The sequence below is a fragment of the Cupriavidus sp. F041 genome, from assembly GCF_057814235.1.
Genome location: NZ_JBVASY010000002.1, coordinates 801,135 through 825,365 on the forward strand (window position 1 = coordinate 801,135; position 24,231 = coordinate 825,365).

Here is a 24,231-nt window from a genome sequence, read left to right on the forward strand (position 1 = left end):
CGCGCCAGGCCGGGCGAGTGATGAAGCCGGCGCATGCCGGTCCGGCCGGCAATGGCGCGTCAGAGCAGGCAGTAATCCACCGGAGCGAGCGGCGGAGGCAACTCGGTTTCGCCCAGTGCTTCCTTCATGCCGATCTCGATGGTGCGGCACAGCGCGTCGAGCGGCAGGTCGTTGGGGCTGGTGCCGAACGGCTCTTCCAGTTCATCGCCCAGCGCATCGAGGCCGAAGAAGGTATATGCCACGATCGCCACCACGATGGGCGTGACGAAGCCGATGGTATCGACCAGGCCGAACGGCAGCAGGAAGCAATACAGGTACGCGGTGCGGTGCAGCAGCAGCGTGTATGAGAAGGGGATGGGCGTGTTGCGGATGCGATCGCATGCCACCGCCGCGGCCACCATGTGCGACAAGGTGTCGTCGATGCCCGCGGCAAGGCAAGGATCGACGCGGCCTTGCCGCACGCACAGGCCCAGATCCTCGCCCATGCGCATCATCAGCGCGGCCGGCGCGTTGGTGCTGCGTTGCAGCGCTGCAAGCTCCGCGGGCCGCAGCCAGGACGGCTCCAGCCCGGTATCCGCGCCGCTGCCGCGCAGGCGGTTGCGCAGCGCGTAGGCATAAGCCATGGCGCGCGAGATCATGCGAACCCGCACATCGTCCAGCCCGGCCGGGGCAGGGGCGGCGTTACCCGGCGCCTCGGCAATCAGGCCGAGGCATTGCCGAGCCAGGTTCTGGCTGCGTACCACCAGGTCTCCCCATAGCTTGCGGCCTTCCCAGAAACGGTCGTAGGCGGCGGTATTGCGAAAGCCCAGGAAGATGGCCAGCGGCAAGCCGATCAGCGTGAAAGGGATGGCCGTGAGCGTGATCTTGTGCTGGAAAAACGCACCGTGGCTGAGCGTGACGCCTACCGCCACCAGCAAGTTCACCAGCAGCACGCGCCATATGCGGGACAGGATCGAGCCTCGCAGGACCAGGAACAGCCGCAGTCCCGAGGGGCGTTCTCGCACGATCATCAGTGATCCTCTTTGTTGCTGCGTGGCATTCCGTCGATGGACGGAAGTGTACATTTTCCGCCGCTGGCGGTGGAGCGCCGGCCGGCCAAGCCACCCGGCTCAAGTTTTCCGCGAAACGGCCGTTGGTGTTGTGTGCGCCAGAAAGGACATAGACCCTTCGGCGCGCAAATGACACCCGGCCCAGGGGCCTGCCCAGCAGGCCCGAGCATCCGGTGGCCGAGCCAACCCAGGCATGCCGCCGGATACGCAGCGCCAGCCATCGGCAGCATGCCGCCTCGCCATTTAACCAACGCCGGACATGCGGCGCAGGGGCGCGGCGATGCCCGGGCCGGGACCGCGGGCGGCGCGGAAGACGGGGCCGCGCCGCCCGGACACGATCCATCAAGGGAAGAACGGAATGGAAAACCGGGGACAAGACACAGTAGCTGGCGTAGCCGCAGGCTTGCAGGTCAGCCTGGATGAAGGCACGCGCCAGTTGCGCGCAGTATTCGCCGTTACGCCGGGCCGGCTGCCGCCGGACCGCGCGGGGCTGGAAGAGGTACTGGGCGATGGCGGCTGGGCCGAGGCCAGGCTGGACACGGCCGCGATCGGCGCCTTTCTCGCGCAATGCCAGCGTGCCACGGAGGGCATGCCGGTAGAAGCGTTGATCGGCCAGTTGACGGACGGCTACTTCGAACTCAGCGTCAGCAGCGACAACCTGAGCGTACGGCTTAACTTGCTGCCGCCGCAGGGCGGCCGCGCGGTCACGCGGGATGACATCCGCACCGCACTGGCCGGGCGCGGCGTCGTTGCGGAGCCGGACCGGGAAGTGCTGCGCGGAGCGGTCGAGGCGAGCCTGTGCGACGGACTGGAAATCGCCACGGGACGCGCTGCGCTGCCCGGCACGCCGGCTCGCTTCGAGAGCCTGCTGGCGCCGCGCAAGCCGCTGGTGGCAGAGGATGAGAGCGGCCGCATCGATCTGCGCGACCTGGGATCCTTATTGCTGGTCAACCCCGGCACGCCGCTGATGCGGCGTATCCCGGCCCGTCAGGGCACCGATGGCGTAGACGTCTTCGGCAAGATCGTGGCAGCCGTACCCGCCGCCGATCCGCCATTCGCCGAAGGCCTGGCCGGGGTGGCCCCCGATCCTGCGGATCCGGAGGTCCTGCTGGCAACTATTTCCGGCTCGCCGGTGCTGTCGGCGCAAGGCGCCAGCGTGAGCCCGGTGGTCGATGTCGAAGCGGTGGACATGCACTCCGGCAATGTCACGTTCGACGGCACCCTGCGTGTCAACGGCGACATCAAGACCGGCATGACCGTGCGCGTGACCGGTGACGTGATCGTCAGCGGCACCATCGAGGCCGCCCATGTGGAGGCGGGCGGCAACGTGGTGGTGAAAGGCGGCATCATCGGCAAGGCCGAAGGCGCTCACCAGGGCGCCGACAACGCCGCCACCGAGGCGCGGGTACGCTGCAAGGGCTCGCTGCATGCGCGCTTTATCGAAAGCGCGGTGGTGGAGGCCGGTACCGAGGTCAAGGTGGAAAGCGGCATTCGCCAAAGCGACGTCGCGGCCGGGCGCAGCATCGTCGCCGGCAGCCCCAAGGGCGGCCAGGGCAATATCACCGGGGGACGCTGCCGGGCGCAACTGGCCGTGCGTACCGCCATCCTCGGTGGCTCCGCTGGCACGGCCACCGTCGTGCAGGTCGGTACCAACCCCTATGCCGAAGCCGAGAAGGCCGAGGCCGAGGCCCAGCGCCAGAAGCTGGAAGCCGAGCAGGGCAAGGTGCAGCAACTGGTCAGCTTCTTCGCCAAGCATCCCGAGAAAGCCGTCGGCGACCTGCGCGAGAAGGCGCGCGCCACCTTGTTCAAGCTCACCCGCGACTCGATCGAACTCGACGCCAGGCTGGCCAAACTGGCCGAAAAGCTGCGTCCGTCTCCCGAAGCCGTGATCGAGGTAAGCCGGCGTATCCATGGCGGGGTCAGCCTGCACATCGGGCAGAAGTCGATGAGGATCATGGAGGACAGGCCGGGCGGCCAGATCCGGATGGTGGAAGACCGCATCGCGCTGGTCTGAAACCCGCTGCCTGGCGGCGCTTTGCGCTCCGCCGGCAGCTGGCAACTTGTTGGCCGCCCCCTGGGGGCATGACCACGGCGTCAGGTCACGCGGCCCATTTTGCAGAAATTCCTCCTTGTAGATTAGGAAAGGGCTGGCATGTCGGGGCACGGCTACTCGCTAAAGTAGCCACATACCGCTCCTCCCCGAGGTGGTATCCCCGATGAGGGCCTAACCCCTTGGCCCTCCTTCCATAGCGCTGCATGCTTTTGTATGCGGCGCTTCTTTTTTGCGGCTTCGGCTTCGCAGCGCTACCAGACCTGGATCTTGATCTGCAGCGAAATACAGCCGTCCACCTTGCCCCGCATGGTTGGCACATAGATCAGGTTCGCGCCCAGGCGTCCGTATTCGATGCTGATGACCGGCGCGGCCATCGGGGACCAGCCGCCATGATTGATGTCCGGGTAGCCGCGCACCGCGCCGGCCATCGCGCCGATCCGGATCGGGCCCAGGTGCAAGGGCTGCCAGGCGAGGCTCCCATAAGTGGAGTGGTAGCGCATGCTGTTGCGGTACACGCCGGCGGACAAGGTGAAATCCTCGCTCACGCGGAAATCGGCGCCGACTCCCCAGTTGTACGCGTTGTAGTCTGCCGTGTGATTGAAGTGATACGAGAGAAACCCTGCGTTCAGCCAGACCTGCGGGCTGAACGCGGGCGCCGGGGCCTCCGGCGGCGTCGCATCGTCTGCGCGCACGGGTACGTTCCACAATGATGCGCACAAGGCAAACACCATGAGCAGTCCGCGCGGAAAAAGGCGATATCCCGCCGCGCCAGGGACTGGATAGGCATCCATGGCCGCTTCCTTTTTTGTTTTTCGTGGCTGGGGGCGGGCTGGGCGCGCATCAGTCGAAGCGTGGGTCCAGCCATCCTGCGCGAGTCCGGCATGGCGCCGGCAGCCCTAGGTGGCAGCGGTATGCATGGTGTTCTCCCCGTTTGCGTGGCAAGTGCGAACGCGTGCCGTGTGTCTGCCGGCCGGTTCGTCATACTTCGCGGCCACCCGGTTGGGCGGTCCGTGGTTGTACTTATCGTGATACCAGTCTGGTACTCCGGCGCGGTCGATTCAATCCGTCGAACGCTCTAAGCCTATGGAGGGGATTGGAGGGCAAGCGGTTGTCAACGTCCCGGCCGGGAGGAGGGGCCGCGCGCCGGTCGGGCGGGGATGTGGCAACAAGCGTCGGGATTGAAATTAAATGAATATTTTCAAAGGTAATTTCAATCGAATTGCCCGGTCGCAACCTGTCTTCGACGTGTATGTTTTGCCTGATAGTGCAATTGGCTCGGCAGGCAGATTGGGCGCATCGAGAGCACGCCGGGGTCGCAGCATGAGTGGAAATGGAGTCACATGATGGAATCGCCTGCCTGTTTTCGTAACGAGCTGCCCGCGCGGGTTGCGATTTTCGACCTGGATGGGACGATCATCGATGCCGCCGCGGATATTGCGGCACAGATCAATCTGCTCCTGCAGGCAAGACGCCTCCAGCCTTTGACAGTCGCCGAGGCGACCACGCTGCTCGGAGACGGGCTCAGGGTTTTTGCGTCGCGCGCATTTCAACTGCGCGGCGCCGAGATCGGGGATGACGAATCCTCGTCGTTCATCCAGGGCTATGTAGACGCACCCATAGCGGAGACACGGCTATATCCGGAGGTAAGGAAGATACTGGCCGATCTGACTGAAGCGGGTTGGCGCCTGGTGGTATGCACCAACAAGATCGAGGCCGCAGCTATCCGCATTCTTGAGGAACTCGGCGTTCTCTCATTCTTCGACATAGTCTGTGGCGCCGATACAGTCCCATACTGCAAACCGAGCCCGGTGCACCTTCAACATGCCCTGGCGCGTGCCGGCCTGCTTCAGCAGCGTGCCGTGATGATTGGCGACAATCGTGTGGATGTGCTGGCTGCCAGGGCGCTCGGCATACCGTCGGTTTTCGCCGGGTGGGGCTACGGGCATCGCGATACGGGCAAGGAAGCCACAATAGCCGCAGCCCGCTTTGGCGACTTGCCGCCGGTCCTCGCGTTGGTGTTGGGCTGAGTGGCAGGCGCGTGCGAGCCCATTGGCTTCCCGGCGCCGCGCCTGTACGTATGTTGGTTGCGTCGGCGTGAGCGCTTCGGTTTTACTGATTCTTCAGCGCCGCGAGCGCCCGTGTTTCAACCTCTCTGATCCAGGCATCCTTGCAATCCCCGTACGCGTGCGAGTCATTGGGGTACAGCCGCTGGCATCGTGCCTTCTCTTGATCGTAGGCCCGAGCGGCGTCGGCGTTCTGGCGAAGGTAATCCCGATACGCAAGGTGCCGGACAAACTCAGGTGAACCTTCAGCGTAGCAATGAAGCTGGACGAGTCTGCGCATTGAGCCCGGATCGGTCTTGGTGCAGTAGCGACGTCCTGGCAGGCCGAGTTCGCCCCACGACGCGTAGCCCAGTCGTTCGAGTTCGTCCTTGTGCTGGTCCAGGTCCGACAAGCTTGAGACTACCGGGATGAGGTCCAGCACCGGCTTCGCACGGATGCGGGGAATAGCGGTTGATCCCACATGATGAACAGCCAGCACGCATGGGCCAATTGCTGCGATCAGTGCCTGGCCTTCGGCGGTTGCTTGCTCAGCCCATTGAGGGGCGTGAGGAAGTAGTTCAACTTTGATTGGCGGTGGCATCCGAAAATCCACGGGCTGGATCGTGTGTTCGAATCCTGCAAGGCGACCAAGACCGTACCACTGGCTACATGAGTTACATGAAGCCCAGAAACAACAAAGCCCAACCGCGATGGCTGGGCTAGGTGCTTGAATCTGTTGGTGCCGAAGAGAGGAATCGAACCCCCGACCTTCTCATTACGAATGAGCTGCTCTACCGACTGAGCTACTTCGGCCACATCGTTCGTAAGACAACCCGAACGAGCCCGCAATAATAGCAGTGTTTATTTTTCCTGTGAACCCCCACGCCAAAAAATTCCTCGGAGCGAGCCGTGGTTGCCGCCTCGGGGTGGCGCCGCGGCCATTCGGGCTGCGTTCTTGACTCAGGCCAGCACGATCACCGCGGTGGATGTGGCGGAGGTTATTCACGATGCAGCGACCGACTGCACCAACCGTCTGCGACGATGTCGGCCACATGCGGGCGCGTTGTCCGTTGGCGTGAGGGACAGGGCCGAAGCAAAAAAAAACGGGACCAGCGACTGGTCCCGTTCCTTTCAACGCGTGCTGCTTGCAGCCGGCAATCAGCCTGCCGTCTTCTCTTCCTGGTGATAGCGCGTGACGCGTTCCACCTCGTTCTTTGACCCAAGGATCACCGACACGCGCTGGTGCAGTTTCTCCGGCTGGATGTCCAGGATGCGCTCAACACCGTTGGTGGCCGCGCCGCCGGCTTGCTCGACCAGCATGGCCATGGGGTTGGCTTCGTACATCAGGCGCAGCTTGCCGGGTTTTTCCGGCTCGCGCTTGTCCCACGGGTACATGAAGATGCCGCCGCGCGTGAGGATGCGGTGTACGTCGGCCACCATGGAGGCGATCCAGCGCATGTTGAAGTTCTTGCCGCGCGGGCCTTCGTCGCCGGCCAGGCATTCGTCGATATAGCGGCGCACGGGCGGGGCCCAGTGGCGCATGTTGGACATGTTGATCGCGAATTCCTTGGTGTCTTCCGGGATCATCACGTCGGATTGCGTCAGCACGAAGCTGCCGGCTTCGCGGTCCAGCGTGAACATGTGCACGCCGTTGCCGACCGTCAGCACCAGCGTGGTCTGCGGGCCGTACACGGCGTAGCCGGCGGCGACCTGGCGGCTGCCGGCCTGCATGAAGTCGGCCTCGGTCACGGTCTGGCCCGGCTTGGGCATGTGCTGTACCGAGAAGATGGTGCCGATCGACACGTTCACGTCGATGTTGGACGAGCCGTCGAGCGGATCGAACAGCAGCAGGTATTCGCCCTTGGGATAGCGGTTCGGGATCTCGTAGAAGCTGTCCATTTCCTCCGAGGCCATGGCGGCGAGGTGGCCGCCCCATTCATTGGCGTCGAGCAGGACTTCGTTGGCGATCACGTCCAGCTTTTGCTGGGTTTCGCCTTGCACGTTGCCGGTGCCGGCCGAGCCGAGGATGCCGGCGAGGGCGCCCTTGCTGACGGAATTCGAAATGGCCTTGCAGGCGCGCGCCACTACTTCGATCAGCAGCCGCAGTTCGGGCTCGATCGTGTTGTGCTTGCGCTGCTCCTCGACCAGGTAGCGGGTGAGGCTGATGCGACTCATGGGGATTCTCCTTGAATGGCGGCAATTCTACATGGGCGCCAGCCCGGCAGGCCACTGGGGCGGGCCCGCGGCCTGCCGGTGGCGGGCTAGCGGGGGGGGGGGCGCCCCGCCGTCCACCACCAACTGCTGTGCTACGCCGCCAGCGCCTTGCTGACGATCTCGCGGACGTCGCGCGACAGGTCGCTGGCCGCGGCCACCTGCTCCAGCGCCGCGCGCATGCGGTCGCGCAGCGGCAGGGCATATTTCTGCCAGCGGTCCATGACCCGCGCCAGGCGCGAGGCCACCTGCGGATTGATGGCGTCCAGCGCCAGCACCTGCTCGGCCCAGAAGGCGTAGCCCGAGCCGTCCTCGGCATGGAACTGCGCCGGGTTGGCCGCGCAGAAGCTGAAGATCAGCGAGCGCGCGCGGTTGGGGTTGCGCAGGTTGAAGGCCGGGTGCTGCATCAGCGCTCGCACGGTCTCGATGGTGTGCTTGCCTGCGTGGCCGGCGGCCTGCGGCCCGACGGTGCCGCGCTGCATGCCTTGCAGCGAGAACCATTTGTCGATCACCAGCGCGTCCTGCTCGAAGCGCTGGTAGAAATCCGCCAGCGCGGCTTCGCGCCCCGGCGCGAAGGTGTTCACCATCGCGCTCAGCGCGGCGAAGCGGTCCGTCATATTGTCGGTGGCCTGGTACTGCGCCTCGGCCAGCGCCTGCATGGCGTCGTCGCCGCTGTCGGCCAGGTAGCCCAGCGCCAGGTTGCGCAGTGCGCGCTTGCCCGCGGACACGGCGTCCGGGCTGTAGGCGCCGGGCGTGGCATTGGCTTCGAAGGCGGCCAGCCAGTCGGCCTTCAGCGCGCGCGCCAGCGCTTCGCGCATGAACTGGCGCGCGCGGTGGATGGCGGCCGGATCGGCCACGCCCATGCGCTCGGCGAGGTAGGCCTCGGCCGGCAGCGTCAGCGTCTGTTCGCGGAAGGCGGGGCTGAGTTGCGCATCGTTGAGCACGGTGCGCAGTGCCGCCACCAGTGCCGGGTCGAGCTTGAGCTCGTGGCAGGCCTGGGATTGGGCCACCAGTTGCAGCAGGGCGCGCGTGGTCAGGCGCTGGCCCGCTTCCCAGCGGTTGAACGGGTCGCTGTCGTGGGCCAGCAGGAAGGTGAGCTGCGCCTCGCTGTAGTCGGCATCGACGATGACCGGCGCGGAGAAGTCGCGCAGCAGCGACGCCAGCGGGGGCTCGGCGCCGCGCCGCAGGTTGACAAAGCGGAAGCTTTGTTCGGCTTCGGTAAAGTCCAGCACGCGCGTGGTGGCGCCGGGCTGGCTTTCGCCTTCGAGCTGCAGCGGCAGGTCTTTCCCGTCGGCGTCGATCAGGCCCAGCGCAAAGGGGATGTGGAAAGGCAGCTTGTCCGGCGTGCCGGGATGCGTTTCGATGCCCACCTTGGGGCAGCTTTGCGACAGCGTCAGCGTCAGGCTGCCGTTGGCGCCGTCCCAGGCGCTGCGCACGGCAACCACCGGGGTGCCGGCCTGGCTGTACCAGCGGCCGAACTGGGTCAGGTCGCGCCCGTTGGCGTCGGCCATGGCGGCACGGAAATCCTCGCAGGTCACGGCCTGCCCGTCATGGCGCCGGAAGTACAGGTCCATGCCCTTGCGGAAACCATCGCGGCCCAGCAGGGTCTGGTACATGCGCACGACTTCGGCGCCTTTTTCGTACACCGTCACGGTGTAGAAGTTGTTGATTTCCTCGTAGCTGTCGGGACGCACCGGATGTGCCATGGGGCCGGCGTCCTCGGGGAACTGCACCTGGCGCAGCATGCGCACGTCCTCGATGCGCTTGACCGCGCGGCCGGATTCGGAGCCCATCATGTCGGCCGAGAATTCCTGGTCGCGGAATACCGTCAGGCCTTCCTTGAGCGAGAGCTGGAACCAGTCGCGGCAGGTCACGCGGTTGCCGGTCCAGTTGTGGAAATACTCGTGCCCGACCACCGATTCGATATTGCCGAAGTCGGCGTCGGTGGCGGTCTGGGCGTTGGCCAGCACGTACTTGGTGTTGAAGATGTTGAGACCCTTGTTCTCCATCGCGCCCATGTTGAAGTCGCCCACCGCGACGATCATGAAGCGGTCGAGATCCAGCTCCAGGCCGAAGCGCCGCTCGTCCCAGCGGATCGAGTGGATCAGCGAATCCATGGCGTGGCGCGTCTTGGGCAGGTCCTGCGGCTCTACCCAGACCTGCAGCAGCTTTTCCTTGCCGGAGGCGGAGGCGATGCGTTCCTCGATGCACTCCAGTTTGCCGGCTACCAGCGCGAACAGGTAGGCGGGTTTCTTGAACGGGTCTTCCCAGACGGCTTCGTGGCGCCCGTCCGGCAGCTCGCGCTCGCTGATCAGGTTGCCGTTGGACAGCAGCACGGGGTAGGCCGCGCGTTGCGCGCGCAGCGTGACCCGGAAGGTCGACATCACGTCGGGGCGATCCAGGTAATAGGTGATCTTGCGGAAGCCCTCGGCTTCGCACTGGGTGAAGAAGTTGCCGTTGGACACATAGAGCCCGGACAGCGACGTGTTGGCGGCCGGCTGGCAGGCGGTGACGATTTCCAGCGTGCCCTGCGCGGGCAGTTCGGGCAGGGTCAGGCTGTCCGCTTCCTGGCGCGCGCCATCCAGCGGCTTGCCGTCGAGGCTGACGCCGACCAGTTCCAGCTCCTCGCCGGCCAGCACCAGCGGGCCCGGTCCCTGCCGGGTGAAACGCAAGGTATTGGTGACCACCGTGCGGGCGGGATCGAGTTCAAGCACAAGGTCGACGTGCTCAAATGCGAAGGCCGGCGGAGTATAGTCCTTGCGGTGGACGGTAACGGGCGTGTCGGTGCGCAGCATGGAAGAATCCTGTCCTCTGTGGGCCACTTTGGGCGGCTTGGTCGCCATGGGCACGGCGGGAGGGAGGGGCGCAGCCCCTGCCGGGCCGCACGCCCAGGCACTGAAAAACCCATTGTAGCCAAGCGGCGGGACGACGGCTCGGATGCGCCGCACCGCCGCGGAATTTCGCCCGCCCGGCACGGTCTGAATCACGTGGCTAACAACAATCGGTGTGGGGGCATCATGACCGGACTATGGTTTTGCAGGGAATGGAGCCGGCTGGCCGGCAGGCGCTTGCGCGGCAGCAGACTGGTGGCGGGCATGGCCCTGCTTGGCGTGGCGCTGCTGTCCGGCTGCGCCAGCACCGTCACCACGGAGGTGACGGCCTTCAGCCAGGGCAACTGGCAGAACGATCCGCCGCGCACCTATGCCTTTGATCACGGGGCAGGCAAGGAGGGCCGGTTCGAGGACCAGACCTACGAGCAATGGCTGGCGCAGGCGTTGACGGGGGTCGGCTTCGAACAGGTGGCGCGCCCGCAGGCGCACTACCTCGTCAATATGGAATACGACAGCAACTCGGGGCTGATGCGGGTGCAGGAGACCGTGTACCCGGATCCCTGGTATGGTGGCCCGTACTGGGGGCCTTATTACCGCCCTTGGGGGCCCTGGGGCTGGGGTGGTCCGGGCTACTGGCCGCCGCAAACGATCGTGCGCGATGTGCCGGTGACGCAGTCCACGCTGCGCGTGTTCTTCAAGGATGCGGCTACCGGGCGCCGGGTCTACCAGGTTACCGCGCAACACCGCGACGAGAACGCGTCCCTGCAGGCGGCGATGCCGTACCTGATCCGCAGCGCCTTCGTGCAGTTTCCGGGCGAGAGCGGCCGGTCCCGGCGGGTGACATTGCCGCTGGATCCGAATGACAAGTAGACACAAGGCAAACGGAGGAGGCTGGGCATTGCCCGTGTGCGGGTAAAAACTGAATTGCCCGGCGAAAGGCCTTAAAACCCTGGAGGCACCTCTAGGAGGGGCTTCGCGCCGGGCTTGCGTGAGCTAGAATGACGGCTCGATTTTTCGGCCCGAGCCGCCGGCGCCCGTTTTTGAAAGCTGCAATGGAAGATTCCGGCAAGCACGCCGGATACGACCGGCGCGGCCCCGGCGGGCACTGGCTGGGCCACTTCCTGGACGAGCATAATGACCAGCAAGACCGGCGGTGATGCACCGCAACATGCCCCCAATAGTCCTGAAGCGCAATTGCGCCTGGCCGCGCTGGAATACCACCGCAGCCCGACCAAGGGCAAGATCCAGGTAAACGCGACCAAGGCACTGTCCAACCAGCGCGACCTGTCCCTGGCCTACTCGCCCGGCGTGGCATACGCCTGCGAGGAAATCGCCAAGGATCCGGCGATGGCCGCCGAGTACACCTCGCGCGGCAACCTGGTGGCGGTGATCACCAACGGTACCGCCGTGCTTGGCATGGGCGATATCGGTCCCCTGGCCGGCAAGCCGGTGATGGAAGGCAAGGGCTGCCTGTTCAAGAAATTCGCCGGCATCGACGTGTTCGACATCGAACTCGATGCGCGCGACCCGGACAAGATCGTCGAGATCGTGGCGGCGCTGGAGCCTACCCTGGGCGGCGTCAACCTCGAGGACATCAAGGCGCCCGAGTGCTTCTACATCGAGAAGAAGCTGCGCGAGCGCATGAATATTCCCGTCTTCCACGACGACCAGCACGGTACCGCCATCATCTCGGCGGCGGCACTGCTCAATGGCCTGAAGGTGGTGGGCAAGGATATCGCCAAGGTCAAGCTGGCGGTATCGGGCGCCGGCGCGGCGGCCATCGCCTGCCTGGACACCATGGTGAGCCTGGGCGTGACCCGCACCAATGTCTCGGTGGTGGATTCCAAGGGCGTGATCTATGTCGGCCGCGACGCCAACATGGAGCCCAACAAGGCCCGCTATGCACAGGAAACCTCGGCCCGCACCCTGGCCGACGTGGTCAATGGCGCCGACGTGTTCCTGGGTTGCTCGGCTGCCGGCGTGCTGACGGCCGATATGGTCAAGACCATGGCCGACAAGCCCATCATCCTGGCGCTGGCCAACCCGGAACCGGAAATCCGCCCGGAAGTGGCCAAGGCCGCCCGCCCGGACTGCATCATCGCCACCGGCCGTTCGGACTACCCGAACCAGGTCAACAACGTGCTGTGCTTCCCGTACATCTTCCGCGGCGCGCTCGATTGCGGCGCCACCAAGATCACGGAAGAAATGAAGCTGGCCTGCGTCAAGGCCATCGCCGAACTGGCCGAAGCCGAGCTGAACGACGCCGTTGCCGCCGCCTATGGCGGCCAGGAACTGAAGTTCGGCCCCGACTACATCATCCCGACGCCGTTCGACCAGCGCCTGATCGAGAAGATCGCGCCGGCGGTGGCCAAGGCCGCTGAAGAATCCGGCGTGGCCACGCGTCCCATCAAGGACCTGGAAGCCTACCGCCAGCAGCTTACCCAGTACGTCTACCATACCGGCCTGATCATGAAGCCGGTGTTCACGGCCGCCAAGGCCGCGCCCAAGCGCGTGGTCTACGCCGAGGGCGAGGAAGAGCGCGTGCTGCGCGCGGTGCAGACCGTGGTGGACGAAGGCCTGGCGCGCCCGATCCTGATCGGCCGCCCGCATGTGATCCAGATGCGCATCGAGAAAGCCGGCTTGCGCCTGAAGGCCGGCGTCGACTTCGAGCCGATCAACCCGGAAGAGGATCCGCGCTACCGCGCCTACCACGAGGCCTACCACGCGCTGCGCGGCCGCGACGGCGTGACGCCCGACATGGCCAAGGTGGCGCTGCGCCGCTCCAATACGCTGATCGGCACCATGCTGATGCATATGGGCGACGCCGACGCGCTGCTGTGCGGCACCGTGGGCCGCTTCGAAGCCCACCTGGAGCACGTGCGGGACGTGATCGGCCTGGCGCGGGGTGCCAAGGTGTTCGCCGCGATGAACGCGCTGATGCTTGAGAAGTACACGCTGTTCATCACCGACACCTTCGTCAATGACGACCCCACCGCCGAGGAACTGGCTGCCATCACGCAGCTGGCTGCCGAGGAAATCGCGCGCTTCGGCCAGCATCCGAAGGTGGCGCTGATGTCGCACTCGATGTTCGGCTCGTCGAACCGGCCGTCCGCCCGGAAGATGCGCGCGGCCCAGGAGATCCTGGCCCGCGAGGCGCCGCACCTGGAAGTGGAAGGCGAGATGCAGGGCGACGCCGCCCTGGTCGAGGATGTACGCCGCCACTTCCTGCCGGGCACCAAGCTGGCTGGCAGCGCCAACCTGCTGGTGATGCCGACGCTGGACGCGGCCAATATCGCCTTCAACCTGCTCAAGATCACGGGCGGACAGGGCGTCACCATTGGTCCGATCCTGCTGGGCGCGGCCAAGCCGGTGCACATCCTCAACCCGCAAGCCACCACGCGCCGCATCGTCAACATGACGGCGGTAGCGGTGGCGGAAGCCAACGCGGCGCGTTGATCCGCGATGCGGCGGTGCAGCAATGCCGCCGCCGAGAGTGCACATGCCGCCAGGCATCGTGCAATGAAAACGGGGCTCCCTGGGAGCCCCGTTTTTTGTGACCGGCTTGTCCTGCAGTTCCGCCGGCCCGGAAAAGCTGTGCTTTCTTAGCTACTGCAGCAGGTTGTACTGCTGCCGCATCACGACGATGATGGACTTCGCCGCTGCCAGCCGGGTGGGCAGGTGATCATCGGGCTCGCGCGGAAAATCGACTTCTGCGCTCCAGTTGCAACCGGTGTGGTCGGGTTGGTGTCCACGCATGGCGTGGAGCTCGCATTCGCCGCACTCCGGATTGTTGTTCAGGAACTGGTTCAGGATGGCCATCAACTCCGACCGGGTCTTTGCATCACGACGCATGTGTCACCTCGTCCGTTGCCGTCTTGTTGCCTGGAACCTAAATCTAGGCAGGCATCGGCGGCCTCGCCAATTGAATCGGACTATTAAGCGACGACTTTCGATCCTCAATCGCCGGTAGCCTGTCCCTATCGCGCTGCAGCATATCCATGCTGCAGCGCGAAATATCGATGACCTTTACTGGCCTGGGCGTTCTGCGGCAAAGAGGCGGAGCCGCCAGATACCTTCGGGGCTGGGGGATTGATATCCCTTGGGGTGGCTCATGAACTTCACGTGCCCTGGACCAGGGGCAAGGCGCTCGCAGGCCGGATCGGGGAGTCCGGCACCATAGCCGGCAGGCAACAAAAAACCCGCCACCAGGGCGGGTCTCAATTCCCGTTGACAAGTTAAAGCAAGCGTCAGAACTTGTGACGCACGCCCACACCGAAGGTGTCGCCGTGCGACAGGCTGGTGATCTTGTCGTAGAAGTAGGCGGCGTAGACGTCGGTGCGCTTGGACAGGTTGTAGTCGTAAGCGATTGCCGCCGTGTTGCGCTTGAAGCTGGCGACCGAGTTCTCGGTCTTGTCATAGGCGTAGGACGCCAGGACGCTGCCGGCGCCGATGGGCACCGAAAGGCCGACCTGGCCGTTGGCGTGCTTGATGTCGCCGTTGGGGTTGTTGTTGAGCTCGGTCTTGATGTACTGGCCTTGCGCGAACAGCTTGACGACCTTGAAGTCGTAGCTCAAGCCGCCCTGCACTGCGTTCTGCTTGTTGAAGCCAACCAGCAGCGGGTTGGCCGAAGCGGTGACGTCACCCGGCGTGCTGTCGAACTTGACTTGCTGGAAAGCCAGCGTGGCTGCGAACGGGCCGTTGAAGTACATCAGGTTGCCGCCCCACTTGTTCTGGCCGGTCGAACCTGCTTTCTCGCCGAAGGAGTAGATCACGTTGGCGGTCAGGCCGCCGAAGTTCGGCGTGCTGTACAGCAGCGAGTTGTTCCAGCCCGAATCGCCGATGATGCCCGGGTCGGCCACGTTGGCGGTGGCAGCGCCAAAGTAGGTGTGGAACACCATCGGCGAGAACACGTAGGAGTCGATCAGCGGGTTGAACAGGATGGTCGACACGAAGTAGGGCGTGGTGTTGCGGCCCAGCTTGAGCGCGCCCAGCTTGTCGTTTTGCAGGCCCACGAAGGCATTGCGGCTGAACATCGAGTCGCCGTCGAAGCGGCCTTGCCTGCCGGTGTCGGTGCGGAAGAAACCGTTCAGGTCGAAGATAGCCTTGGTGCCGCTACCGAGGTCTTCGGTACCCTTGATACCCCAGTACGAGGTTTGCATGCCGCCCGAATTGGCGACATAGGCGCGGTCGGCCGCGCCGACGTTCTTGACGCCGCCAACGAACATGTCGGCCTGGCCGTACAGCGTGACACTGGATTGCGCCATGGCCGCGCCGCTGAAAAGGGCGGCGGCCATCGCTGCCAGCTTGAGGGCCGGCTTGATCTGCTTCTGCATTGGTGAATTCTCCGTGGTTGATCCGTTGCGTTCTTTGTGTACTGGGTCCCTGACGGGTTCTATTCGTTTTGTTTGCTACTGGCGTGCCCTGGGCTAGGGTGTTGCAGGCTCGGCCCGGGCACTGCCTGTTACATCGGTAAGGGGTAACGCAAGCTGCCTTTTTTGGCTCAGCCGGATACTAAGTCGTTCAGGCGGAACTGTGCAATCCGATGGATCTGGTTGATGCAAGTTTGCAACTCCGCGGCCGGATCGTTTTCCACGCGCCTTGCGAACTCGCCGATGATGCCGGCTCGGTCATAGCCGCGTACGGCCAGGATGAAAGGAAAGCCGAATTTCTCGTTATAGCGGCGGTTGAATGCTTGCAGTTGCTCGAATTCCTCGGCGGAGCATTGATCGAGGCCGGCGCCGCTTTGCTCGCGGGTCGACTCGGCGGTCAGCTCGCCGCGCACGGCGGCCTTGCCGGCGAGCTCCGGGTGGGCGCGCACCAGCTTGATCTGGGCGGCATCGCCGGCGCCGTCCACGATGGCGCGCATGGCATCGGCCAGGGTGGCGGTGTTGGCGAAGGGGCGCTGCGTGGCGGCGGCTTCGGCCACCCACGGAGAGTGTTCATAGATGCCGCCGAGCACCTGGACAAAGTCGGCGGCCGGCAGGGCATTGAGTTGATCTAGGGAGTAGGTATTGCTCATGGATTGGCTTATCGCTTGGTCGCCTGGCTCAGGCGCGGTTCTTTGCGGAGTAGGGATGGGTCTCGGCCCAGTGGCGCGCGATATCCACGCGCCGGCAGATCCAGACCTTGTCGTGGCCCTGCACATAGTCGAGGAAGCGCTGCAGCCCGCGCATGCGCCCCGGCCGGCCCAGCAGGCGGCAGTGCATGCCGACCGAAAGCATCTTGGGCTGGTCCAGCCCCTGCGGGTCGCCTTCGGCGTAGAGCACGTCGAAGGCGTCCTTCAGGTACTGGTAGAACTGCTCGCCGGTGTTGAAGCCTTGCGGCGTGGCGAAGCGCATGTCGTTGGAGTCGAGCGTATAGGGCACCACCAGGTGGGGCTTCTTCTCGCCGCCGGTGACTTCCACCTCGGTCCAGAAGGGCAGGTCGTCCCCGTAGTAGTCCGAGTCGTACAGCAGGCCGCCGTGTTCCACCACCAGGCGGCGCGTGTTGGGGCTGTCGCGGCCGGTGTACCAGCCCAGCGGCAGCGAGCCGGTCAGTTCCTTGATGATCTGCATGCCGATGCGCATGTGCTCGCGCTCGGTGGCTTCGTCCATGCCCTGGTAATGGATCCAGCGCCAGCCGTGGCAGGCGATCTCATGGCCGAGTTCGACGAACGCCCGGGTCAGCTCGGGATGGCGCTGCAGCGCCATCGACACGCCGAAGATGGTCAGCGGCAGCCCGCGCTGCTCGAACTCGCGCAGGATGCGCCAGACCCCGGCGCGCGACCCGTACTCGTATACGCCCTCCATGCTCATGTGGCGGTCGGGGTAGGCCGCCGCGCCGATGATCTCCGACAGGAACTGCTCGGAGCCGGCATCGCCGTGCAGCACGTTGTTCTCGCCGCCCTCTTCGTAGTTCAGGACGAACTGCAGCGCAAGGCGCGCGCCGCCCGGCCAGCGGGCGTGCGGCGGCTGGCTGCCGTAACCGATCAGATCGCGTGGATAGTTGTTGCTTGTCATCAGGGTCATGATTCTTCAGGAAGACTGTGCCGGCCGCCGCCGGCAGGACTTATTCCGTGCCGTGCGTATTGGCAGCGGCGTTGCGCATCGCCTCTTCGCGCGACTGGATGCCGTTGAAGAAGACGTTGAGCACCACCGCCACGATGGTCCCCAGCACGATGCCGCTATGGGTGAACGGGTCGGTCCACTTGGGCAGGTACTGGAAGAAGGTCGGCGCCAGTGTCGGGATCATGCCGAAGCCGATCGAGATGGCGACGATGAACAGGTTGAAGCGGTTGCGGTTGAAATCGCAGGAGCCGAGGATGCGGATGCCGGTCGCGGCCACCATGCCGAACATCACGATGCCGGCGCCGCCGAGCACGAACTGCGGCACCGAGGCGACGATGTGCGCCATCTTCGGGAACAGGCCCAGCGCGATCAGGATGATGCCGCCGGCCGCCGCCACATAGCGCGAGCGCACGCCGGTCACGGTCACCAGGCCCACGTTCTGCGAGAACGAAGTGTAGGGGAAGGTGTTGAACACGCCGCCGATCACGGTGCCCAGGCCGTCGGCGCGCAGGCCGCGGGTCAGGTCTTCATTGGACAGGCGCTTGCCGGTGATATCGGCCAGCGCGAGGAACATGCCGGTGGATTCCACCAGGGTGATCAGCATCACCACGCACATCGACAGGGTGGCGGCAACGTCGAACTTGGGAATGCCGAAGTGCAGCGGGGTGATGACCGCGATCAGGCTGGCTTCGTCGAGGCCTTCGAAGGAGACCTTGCCCAGTGCCATTGCCACCAGCGTGCCGATCACGATGCCGAGCAGCACCGCGCAGTTGGAGATCAGGCCGCGCCCGTACTTGCTCAGCAGCAGGATCGCCACCAGCACCAGCGCCGCGATGCCGAGGTTGCCCAGGTCGCCGTACGCCAGGTTCGGCACGTCCTTGACCACGCCGTCGATCACGGCACGCGTGGTGGGCTGGCCGCCGGCCGCCCAGTTGATGCCCACCCGCATGAGCGACACGCCGATCAGCGTGATCACCGTGCCGGTCACCACCGGCGGGAACAGGCCGAGCATCCGCCCCATCAGCGGCGCCACCAGAATACCGAACACCCCCGCGGCGATCACCGCGCCGTAGATGCCGAGCAGGCCGACATTGGGATCGGAACCGATGGCGATCATCGGCGCCACCGAAGCGAAGGTCACGCCCATCATCACCGGCATGCGGATGCCGAACTTCCAGAAGCCGAAGGCCTGGATCAGCGTGGCCAGGCCCGCCGCGAACAGGTCGGCATTGATCAGGAAGGCGAGCTGGTCCTTGGGCAGCCTGAGCGCGCCGCCAATGATCAGCGGCACCGCGACGGTACCGGCGTACATCACCAGTACGTGCTGCAGGCCGAGCGCAAGCAGCCGGCCCGAAGGCAGCCGCTCGTTGGTTAGATCCGTTGGGACCGTGGTGCTAGCGCTAGTCATGGGTGTGTCTCCTCTCCTTTGGATTTAATGGGAACGCTGCCGGGCGGGGTGGCTCTCGGTATGTGATTCCGGCCGCGCGCCTCATCGGGGACGCGTTGTCATGAGCAGGAATCGGGCCTTGGCCGCTGGATGGCAGCGGGAACAACTTGCTAGGTGGAGTGACCCAGCACGCTGCGAAGATCGAAATTGCCCGGTTCGTCTGGCTGGACGCGGTCGGCGCAGGCGCCGAGGTGGTGCGCCATGCGGCTCTGGGCCAGGGCGGCGTCGCCCTGTTCCAGTGCATCGAGAATCTCTTCGTGCTCGTCGAAGGAGCAGGCGTTATTGCCTGGCGCCTCGACACTGGCAATCATCAGCGTGGTGCGCGAGACCAGCCGGCGCATCATGGTGACCAGCAGCGCGTTGCCGGAGAGCTCGGCCAGCGCGGTATGGAACTCGGCCGACAGGCGGATCCATTTGGGGCGCTCATTGGTGAGGAAAGCCTGGCGCTCGGCCTCCACCATCTTGCGCAGCGGCGCGATCACGCGCTTGACGTCGCGCATGGCGGCAAGCTTTTCCAGCACGGCGCGCTCCAGCATCTGGCGCAGCTCGAACATGTCGTGCGCTTCGTCGGTGGAGGGGCTGGCGATAAAGGCGCCGCGGTTGGGCTCGAGATCGACCATGCCGTCGGCGGCGAGGTGCGCCAGTACCTTGCGCACCGTGTGGCGCGCAGTGGCATAGATTTCGCACAGCGAATGCTCGGTCAGCTTGGTGCGCGGCGGCAGCCGGTGTTCCATGATCGCGTCATAGATCTCGTGATACATGCGCTCCTCGACGGAGCCCTTGCGGGCGGGCTTGATTTCGGTCGGGGCGGCGGTGTCATCGGCACCGCCAATCAGCTTGAGACTCTTGGACATCTTGGGACCAGCGTATTGGTGAGGAGGGGGAGCGGCGCGCCGCCGGCAGCGGGTAAAAGCAGGGTGGCGCGCCCCAAAAATTGTTGACAATTATTTGGTTATGGCGGCAATATTGTCAACAAAACCGAGCTAGGTTTTCGACAACTCAGGGTAATTCCCGAGTTGCCATACGGAGTGGTGCAAAGCATTGTCGCCCTGCACCAGTCCAGCGCCGGGATGCGTTAGAAATACGTACCGAGCGGGCACCATTCCCACAAATGGCGCTAGTGAAGGCAGCGGCGCCTCTCACAACCCAAAGCCCTAAGGAAGAACAGGATGGGACGCTTGACCACTCATGTACTCGATACTGCAGCCGGCACACCCGGCGCCGGCATGTCGATTACCCTGCATAAAATTGTCGACAATCGCAAGGAGGCACTGAAGACAGTCGTCACCAACCACGATGGCCGTTGCGACCAGCCCCTGCTGGATGGCGACACCATGGCCGTCGGGGTGTACGAACTCGAATTCGGTGCCGGCGATTATTTCCGCGCCCAGGGCACGAAGTTGCCCGAGCCAGCTTTCCTCGACGTGGTGACGCTGCGTTTCGGTATTGCCGATACCGCCGCGCACTATCACGTGCCGCTGCTGGTCTCCCCCTGGTCGTACTCGACCTACCGCGGCAGTTGAGCGCGGTACGGGAAACAAAGGAGACAAGACATGGAAGGCTATATCCTCGACTGGGCCAATATGCTGTTGCGGTGGGTGCACGTGATCACCGCGATCGCATGGATCGGTTCCTCGTTCTATTTCGTCTGGCTGGACAACAGCCTGACCCGCCCCGATGACCCCGACCTGCAGGAGAAGGGCGTGGGCGGCGAGCTATGGGCGGTGCACGGCGGCGGCTTCTACAACCCGCAGAAATACCTGAGCGCGCCCAAGACATTGCCGGAGAACCTGCACTGGTTCTACTGGGAGTCGTATTCCACCTGGATGACCGGTTTCGGCCTGCTGGTGGTGCTGTACCTGTTCAACGCCAGCACGTTCCTGGTCGACAAGAACGTCATGGACATGTCGGCGGGCGCGGCGATCGGGTTTGCGCTGTCTTACCTCGCCGTGGGCTGGGTGGTCTACGACTGCATCTGCCGCGTGTTCGGCAAGAGCGACCGCACCGTCGGCATCCTGGTGGCGATCTACGTCGCGCTGGCTGCTTACGTGGCCTGCCACGTGTTCTCGGGCCGCGCGGCGTTCCTGCTGACCGGCGCGATGATCGCCACCATCATGAGCGCCAACGTGCTGGTGTGGATCATTCCCGGCCAGCGCAAGGTGGTTGCCGCGCTGCGCGCGGGCGATCCGGTGGATCCGGTGCATGGCAAGAACGCCAAGCAGCGCAGCGTGCATAACACCTACTTCACGCTGCCGGTGCTGTTCGCCATGCTGTCGAACCACTACAGCATGACCTACAGCTACAAGTACAACTGGGCCGTGCTGGTGCTGATCATGCTGGCCGGCGTGCTGATCCGCCAGTTCTTCATCCTCAAGCACAAGGGCAAGATCAATGTAGCCTGGCCCGCCGCCGGTGTCGCGGTGCTGGCCGTGGTCGCGGTCATGATCGCGCCGCAGCCGCGCGAGACGGTGGCGAACAAGGATAGTGCTGCCTCGCAGGTGAGCTTTACCAAGGTGCAGGAAGTTATCAACTCGCGCTGCGTCCAGTGCCATGCCGCCGCGCCGAAGATGATGCCGACCGCAGCCAAGGGCATCAAGCTGGACACGGCCGACGAGATCAAGGCGCACGCGCAGCTGATCTATCAGCAAGCGGTGCAGCAGAAGGCCATGCCGCTTGGCAACGTCACGCAGATCACGGACGACGAACGGGCGCTGCTGGGCCAGTGGTTCGAGGCCGGCGCCAAGACCACCAACTGATCCGCCAACTGATTGACGGGGATCCTCGCGGATCCCCCCTGACCGAGCATCGGTGATCGACGGTCCGGTGGCCGTGCAGCTTGCGGCCGGAGGTCCGGACTGGCAAGGGTTTGAACGGGGCGCATGCCCCGTTTTTTTGTTTCCGCACGGCGGCTGGCCAGGGGCCAGGGGCCTATTGCAGGTTCGCTATGTAGTTGGCGAGGTTCTGGATATCCGCGTCTGACAAGCCACGCGCCACGCTGGTCATGTTGCCGGCGTCATTGGTGCGCTTGCGCGAGCGGAAGTCTTCCAGTTGCTTGACGATATAGGCGTACTGCTGTCCGGCCACGCGGGGAATTTCATTCTGCCCGCTGAAGCTGCCGAGATGGCACATGGTGCAGAGCACCTCTTCGGACTTCTTCCTGCCGGCTTCCACTTTTTGCCCGTCTGCCTTGAACTGGGAAGGAATGGGTTTCTGCGCCGCAAAATAATCCGCCAGGTCCATCATATCCTCGCGCGATAGCGGCGCCGCCATCGGCGTCATCGGTGGGTGGTCGCGGCGGCCTTCCTGGAAGTCCTTTAGCTGCATGTAGATGTAGCGCGCGGTCTGGCCGGCGAGCACCGGATAGCCCGGATTGCCGGAGTTTCCCGTCGGCCCGTGGCACGCCACGCAGGTTTCCGCCTTGCGCTTGCCGGCCTCGGGGTCGGCGCGCGCGATGCCGGCCGCGCATGCCAGCAACACGCACAGAACAAGCGCCAGCCCCGGCAGCGCAAACTGCCGGGGCCATCCGAGGGCGCTGCGCATGCCTATTGCACCGCGAACACCAGCACAGTGTTGCCGCGCTTGAAGTCCAGTTGCGTGTTGCCGCCTGCCGCTACCGCGATGTACTGCTTGCCGCCCACCATGTAGGAAACCGCGGGTGCGTTGACCCCGGCGCCGCATTGGTACTCCCACAGCTTCTTGCCCGTGCTCGCGTCGAAGGCCCTGAACAGGCCGTTGCCTTCCCCGTTGAACACCAGCCCGCCGGCGGTGGCCAGTACGCCGCCGATCAGCGGCTGCTCGGTCTTAAAGTCCCAGGCAACCTTGCCGGTATCGATATTGACCGCGGAGAGCTTGCCCCATTGCGCCTCGGACGGGATGGTCTTGAACGCGCCGCCCAGCCATAGCTTGCCACCGGGGTAGGGCGTCGCTTCCACCTGGTAAGTCATGGGTTGGTGCAGGTTGGCGGCATAGGCCAGCCGCGTCTTCGGGTCGAACGCCATCGGCGACCATTCCACGCCACCGTTGGCGCCCGGCAGCATGCGCGCGCCGGAGGCGGTGGGCAGCGTCCACATGTTCTCCTGCGGGATCATGGCCTGGGAGAAGCGGATCAGATGGCCATCGCGGCGGTCATGCACATAGATGTGGCCGGTCTTGCCGCCGTGGATCACGCCGGGAATCATCTGGCCGCTCTTGTCGCGCACGTCGACCAGGATCGGCGGGCTGGCTGCGTCAAGGTCCCACACGTCATGGGCGACATATTGGGAGTGCCATTTGTAGGCGCCGGTATCCAGGTCGACTGCCACCATCGAGTCGGTATAGAGGTTGTCTCCGGGGCGGATGGCGCCATACAGGTCGGGCGATGGGTTGCCCACCACGAAGATCGCCATCTTGTTCTTGCGGTCGATCGCCGGCGGCATCCAGACGCCGCCACCAAGGGACTTGTAGAAGTCGCCGCCCTTGTCGGCCAGTTGCTTCTTTTCCGCCGCGATATCGCGCTTCATGTCGCGGCCCGTCGCGTCCATGGTGGCCCAGACGCCTTCATGCCCTTTCTCGGGGATGGTGTAAAAGGTCCACAGCAGCTTGCCGTCGGTGACGCTGTAAGCCTTGAGGAAGCCACGGATGCCGTACTCGCCGCCGTTGGTGCCGATCAGGATCTTGTCGTCCACCACCACCGGCGCCATGGTTTCCGAATAGCCCCGCTCGGGATCGGCGATCTGGGTTTCCCACAGCAACTTGCCGGTCCTGGCGTCGAGCGCGACCAGCTTGGCGTCGAGCGTGCCCATATAGAGACGGTCGCCGCTGACAGCCACGCCGCGATTGTTCGGGCCGCAGCAGAAGGTCGTGATCGGCCCCATCTTGTGCTTGTAGTGCCAGAACTCCTTGCCGGTCACGGCATCGATCGCATAGACGTGGTTGTAGGAGGTGGTCAGGAACATCACGCCGTTGACCACGATCGGCGCTGTCTCCATGGACTCGAGCACGGCGGTCTGGAACTGGAAGGCCGGCTTGAGCCTGGCGACATTCTTGGTGTTGATCTGGCTGCCTGGGTAATAACGGGTTTGCTGGTAGGAGCCGTTCGAGTGCAGCCAGTCGTTCGCGTTGCCGCCGGCGGCATCGAGTTGCGCCTGCGTAACCGATGGCAGGGGCCTGGTCATGGCGGCGCCGGTCGTCGTGGCAGCACCCTGGATTTCGTCCGCGCCGAAGGCGACGGTCGCGGCGCAGGCGGCGAGGGCCAGGAGTAGCAAGGGGAGGGCCAACCGGGAGTGGCTGCGTGCTGAGAGCATGGGGAGCTCCTTTCTTGAATTCTTTTGTGCCCCGGCTTTCCCAGGGCGAAAGCATGTGCGCGTGGCGCACCGAAGCGGCCCGGGGTCAAGTGCAGTATAGGAAAGGGTGCAGGCAAAACAACCTTGTATCGCAATCGCTTGCATAACTTCCGCCGGCACGCCGCCACGCCGCAAAATCAACCCATGCCGCGCCGCAGCACACGCTCGGACGTTCCTTGAAATTGCGCGTCTTACGCACCACACTTAGCCGGCAAAGGCGTCGCGAAGGGG

Annotated in this window: 19 protein-coding genes and 1 tRNA gene; 6 read left to right on the forward strand and 14 right to left on the reverse strand. The window is 64.7% G+C overall.

Features of this window, described 5'->3' with window-relative positions:
- Positions 1–59: 59 nt before the first annotated feature.
- Positions 60–1,010, reverse strand: coding sequence for a bestrophin family protein (locus tag ACZY0R_RS20810; RefSeq protein WP_488860864.1), 951 nt, complete (start codon positions 1,008–1,010; stop codon positions 60–62).
- Positions 1,011–1,407: 397 nt separating this feature from the next.
- On the opposite strand from ACZY0R_RS20810, the gene ACZY0R_RS20815 reads away from it, so the two are divergent.
- Entirely contained in the window at positions 1,408–3,063 is a 1,656-nt protein-coding gene (locus ACZY0R_RS20815; protein ID WP_488860866.1) for a flagellar assembly protein A, read from the forward strand.
- Positions 3,064–3,353: 290 nt separating this feature from the next.
- Here the strand turns inward: ACZY0R_RS20815 and ACZY0R_RS20820 are convergent, their stop codons facing one another.
- Positions 3,354–3,893: a hypothetical protein gene (locus ACZY0R_RS20820; RefSeq protein ID WP_488860868.1), complete on the reverse strand. Its 540-nt coding sequence runs from the start codon at positions 3,891–3,893 to the stop codon at positions 3,354–3,356.
- Between the two features lie 549 nt (positions 3,894–4,442).
- On the opposite strand from ACZY0R_RS20820, the gene ACZY0R_RS20825 reads away from it, so the two are divergent.
- Positions 4,443–5,129: an HAD family hydrolase gene (locus ACZY0R_RS20825; RefSeq protein WP_488860870.1), complete on the forward strand. Its 687-nt coding sequence runs from the start codon at positions 4,443–4,445 to the stop codon at positions 5,127–5,129.
- Positions 5,130–5,211: 82 nt separating this feature from the next.
- Here ACZY0R_RS20825 and ACZY0R_RS20830 read toward each other — a convergent pair whose 3' ends face one another.
- From ACZY0R_RS20830 to pepN, 4 genes are all read right to left on the reverse strand, one after another.
- Positions 5,212–5,745 carry a GrpB family protein gene (locus ACZY0R_RS20830; RefSeq protein WP_488860872.1) on the reverse strand — a complete coding sequence of 178 codons (534 nt, stop codon included), beginning with the start codon at positions 5,743–5,745 and terminating at the stop codon, positions 5,212–5,214.
- Between the two features lie 136 nt (positions 5,746–5,881).
- Positions 5,882–5,957: transfer RNA gene (locus ACZY0R_RS20835), tRNA-Thr, on the reverse strand.
- Between the two features lie 345 nt (positions 5,958–6,302).
- Positions 6,303–7,319, reverse strand: coding sequence for a class 1 fructose-bisphosphatase (locus ACZY0R_RS20840; protein ID WP_488860874.1), 1,017 nt, complete (start codon positions 7,317–7,319; stop codon positions 6,303–6,305).
- A gap of 131 nt (positions 7,320–7,450) precedes the next feature.
- Positions 7,451–10,150, reverse strand: coding sequence for an aminopeptidase N (gene pepN, locus ACZY0R_RS20845; protein ID WP_488860876.1), 2,700 nt, complete (start codon positions 10,148–10,150; stop codon positions 7,451–7,453).
- Positions 10,151–10,450: 300 nt separating this feature from the next.
- Here pepN and ACZY0R_RS20850 point away from each other — a divergent pair, with 300 nt between their 5' ends.
- Both ACZY0R_RS20850 and ACZY0R_RS20855 read left to right on the forward strand, forming a co-directional pair.
- The gene (locus tag ACZY0R_RS20850; RefSeq protein WP_488866080.1) at positions 10,451–11,056 is read left to right on the forward strand and encodes a DUF4136 domain-containing protein; all 606 of its coding nucleotides are present in this window, start codon (positions 10,451–10,453) and stop codon (positions 11,054–11,056) included.
- A 264-nt stretch (positions 11,057–11,320) separates the two neighbouring features.
- Positions 11,321–13,642 (forward strand): NADP-dependent malic enzyme, encoded by a 2,322-nt coding sequence (locus tag ACZY0R_RS20855; protein ID WP_488860878.1) that lies wholly within the window; start codon positions 11,321–11,323, stop codon positions 13,640–13,642.
- Positions 13,643–13,792: 150 nt separating this feature from the next.
- On the opposite strand, the gene ACZY0R_RS20860 is transcribed toward ACZY0R_RS20855, so the two are convergent.
- The 6 genes from ACZY0R_RS20860 to ACZY0R_RS20885 form a co-directional block, all read right to left on the reverse strand.
- Positions 13,793–14,038 carry a hypothetical protein gene (locus tag ACZY0R_RS20860; protein ID WP_045238603.1) on the reverse strand — a complete coding sequence of 82 codons (246 nt, stop codon included), beginning with the start codon at positions 14,036–14,038 and terminating at the stop codon, positions 13,793–13,795.
- 395 nt (positions 14,039–14,433) lie between these two features.
- Positions 14,434–15,519, reverse strand: a complete 1,086-nt coding sequence (locus ACZY0R_RS20865) for a porin (RefSeq protein ID WP_488860880.1) — start codon at positions 15,517–15,519, stop codon at positions 14,434–14,436.
- A gap of 167 nt (positions 15,520–15,686) precedes the next feature.
- The gene (gene uraD / locus ACZY0R_RS20870) at positions 15,687–16,205 is read right to left on the reverse strand and encodes a 2-oxo-4-hydroxy-4-carboxy-5-ureidoimidazoline decarboxylase (RefSeq protein ID WP_488860882.1); all 519 of its coding nucleotides are present in this window, start codon (positions 16,203–16,205) and stop codon (positions 15,687–15,689) included.
- A gap of 28 nt (positions 16,206–16,233) precedes the next feature.
- Positions 16,234–17,184, reverse strand: a complete 951-nt coding sequence (gene puuE, locus ACZY0R_RS20875) for an allantoinase PuuE (RefSeq protein WP_488866082.1) — start codon at positions 17,182–17,184, stop codon at positions 16,234–16,236.
- Positions 17,185–17,233: 49 nt separating this feature from the next.
- On the reverse strand, positions 17,234–18,640 hold the full coding sequence (locus ACZY0R_RS20880) for a nucleobase:cation symporter-2 family protein (protein ID WP_488860884.1): 1,407 nt from the start codon (positions 18,638–18,640) through the stop codon (positions 17,234–17,236).
- A gap of 149 nt (positions 18,641–18,789) precedes the next feature.
- Complete coding sequence (locus tag ACZY0R_RS20885) at positions 18,790–19,533, reverse strand: GntR family transcriptional regulator (RefSeq protein ID WP_035859487.1); 744 nt, start codon at positions 19,531–19,533, stop codon at positions 18,790–18,792.
- Between the two features lie 315 nt (positions 19,534–19,848).
- Here ACZY0R_RS20885 and uraH point away from each other — a divergent pair, with 315 nt between their 5' ends.
- A complete protein-coding gene (gene uraH, locus ACZY0R_RS20890; protein WP_488860886.1) occupies positions 19,849–20,202 on the forward strand; it encodes a hydroxyisourate hydrolase in 354 nt (117 codons plus the stop codon).
- A 30-nt stretch (positions 20,203–20,232) separates the two neighbouring features.
- Positions 20,233–21,435 carry a urate hydroxylase PuuD gene (locus ACZY0R_RS20895; protein ID WP_488860888.1) on the forward strand — a complete coding sequence of 401 codons (1,203 nt, stop codon included), beginning with the start codon at positions 20,233–20,235 and terminating at the stop codon, positions 21,433–21,435.
- Positions 21,436–21,607: 172 nt separating this feature from the next.
- Here the strand turns inward: ACZY0R_RS20895 and ACZY0R_RS20900 are convergent, their stop codons facing one another.
- Both ACZY0R_RS20900 and ACZY0R_RS20905 read right to left on the reverse strand, forming a co-directional pair.
- Positions 21,608–22,219 (reverse strand): c-type cytochrome, encoded by a 612-nt coding sequence (locus tag ACZY0R_RS20900; protein ID WP_488860890.1) that lies wholly within the window; start codon positions 22,217–22,219, stop codon positions 21,608–21,610.
- A 2-nt stretch (positions 22,220–22,221) separates the two neighbouring features.
- Positions 22,222–23,961, reverse strand: coding sequence for a pyrroloquinoline quinone-dependent dehydrogenase (locus ACZY0R_RS20905; protein ID WP_488860892.1), 1,740 nt, complete (start codon positions 23,959–23,961; stop codon positions 22,222–22,224).
- Between the last annotated feature and the right edge of the window lie 270 nt (positions 23,962–24,231).

Excerpts from the sequence above, each read along its gene's own strand:
- ACZY0R_RS20810 (WP_488860864.1), bottom strand. The coding sequence starts at position 1,010 with ATGATCGTGCGAGAACGCCCCTCGGGACTGCGGCTGTTCCTGGTCCTG.
- ACZY0R_RS20815 (WP_488860866.1), top strand. The coding sequence starts at position 1,408 with ATGGAAAACCGGGGACAAGACACAGTAGCTGGCGTAGCCGCAGGCTTG.
- ACZY0R_RS20820 (WP_488860868.1), bottom strand. The coding sequence starts at position 3,893 with ATGGATGCCTATCCAGTCCCTGGCGCGGCGGGATATCGCCTTTTTCCG.
- ACZY0R_RS20825 (WP_488860870.1), top strand. The coding sequence starts at position 4,443 with ATGATGGAATCGCCTGCCTGTTTTCGTAACGAGCTGCCCGCGCGGGTT.
- ACZY0R_RS20830 (WP_488860872.1), bottom strand. The coding sequence starts at position 5,745 with ATGCCACCGCCAATCAAAGTTGAACTACTTCCTCACGCCCCTCAATGG.
- ACZY0R_RS20840 (WP_488860874.1), bottom strand. The coding sequence starts at position 7,319 with ATGAGTCGCATCAGCCTCACCCGCTACCTGGTCGAGGAGCAGCGCAAG.
- pepN (WP_488860876.1), bottom strand. The coding sequence starts at position 10,150 with ATGCTGCGCACCGACACGCCCGTTACCGTCCACCGCAAGGACTATACT.
- ACZY0R_RS20850 (WP_488866080.1), top strand. The coding sequence starts at position 10,451 with ATGGCCCTGCTTGGCGTGGCGCTGCTGTCCGGCTGCGCCAGCACCGTC.
- ACZY0R_RS20855 (WP_488860878.1), top strand. The coding sequence starts at position 11,321 with ATGACCAGCAAGACCGGCGGTGATGCACCGCAACATGCCCCCAATAGT.
- ACZY0R_RS20860 (WP_045238603.1), bottom strand. The coding sequence starts at position 14,038 with ATGCGTCGTGATGCAAAGACCCGGTCGGAGTTGATGGCCATCCTGAAC.
- ACZY0R_RS20865 (WP_488860880.1), bottom strand. The coding sequence starts at position 15,519 with ATGCAGAAGCAGATCAAGCCGGCCCTCAAGCTGGCAGCGATGGCCGCC.
- uraD (WP_488860882.1), bottom strand. The coding sequence starts at position 16,205 with ATGAGCAATACCTACTCCCTAGATCAACTCAATGCCCTGCCGGCCGCC.
- puuE (WP_488866082.1), bottom strand. The coding sequence starts at position 17,184 with ATGACAAGCAACAACTATCCACGCGATCTGATCGGTTACGGCAGCCAG.
- ACZY0R_RS20880 (WP_488860884.1), bottom strand. The coding sequence starts at position 18,640 with ATGACTAGCGCTAGCACCACGGTCCCAACGGATCTAACCAACGAGCGG.
- ACZY0R_RS20885 (WP_035859487.1), bottom strand. The coding sequence starts at position 19,533 with ATGTCCAAGAGTCTCAAGCTGATTGGCGGTGCCGATGACACCGCCGCC.
- uraH (WP_488860886.1), top strand. The coding sequence starts at position 19,849 with ATGGGACGCTTGACCACTCATGTACTCGATACTGCAGCCGGCACACCC.
- ACZY0R_RS20895 (WP_488860888.1), top strand. The coding sequence starts at position 20,233 with ATGGAAGGCTATATCCTCGACTGGGCCAATATGCTGTTGCGGTGGGTG.
- ACZY0R_RS20900 (WP_488860890.1), bottom strand. The coding sequence starts at position 22,219 with ATGCGCAGCGCCCTCGGATGGCCCCGGCAGTTTGCGCTGCCGGGGCTG.
- ACZY0R_RS20905 (WP_488860892.1), bottom strand. The coding sequence starts at position 23,961 with ATGCTCTCAGCACGCAGCCACTCCCGGTTGGCCCTCCCCTTGCTACTC.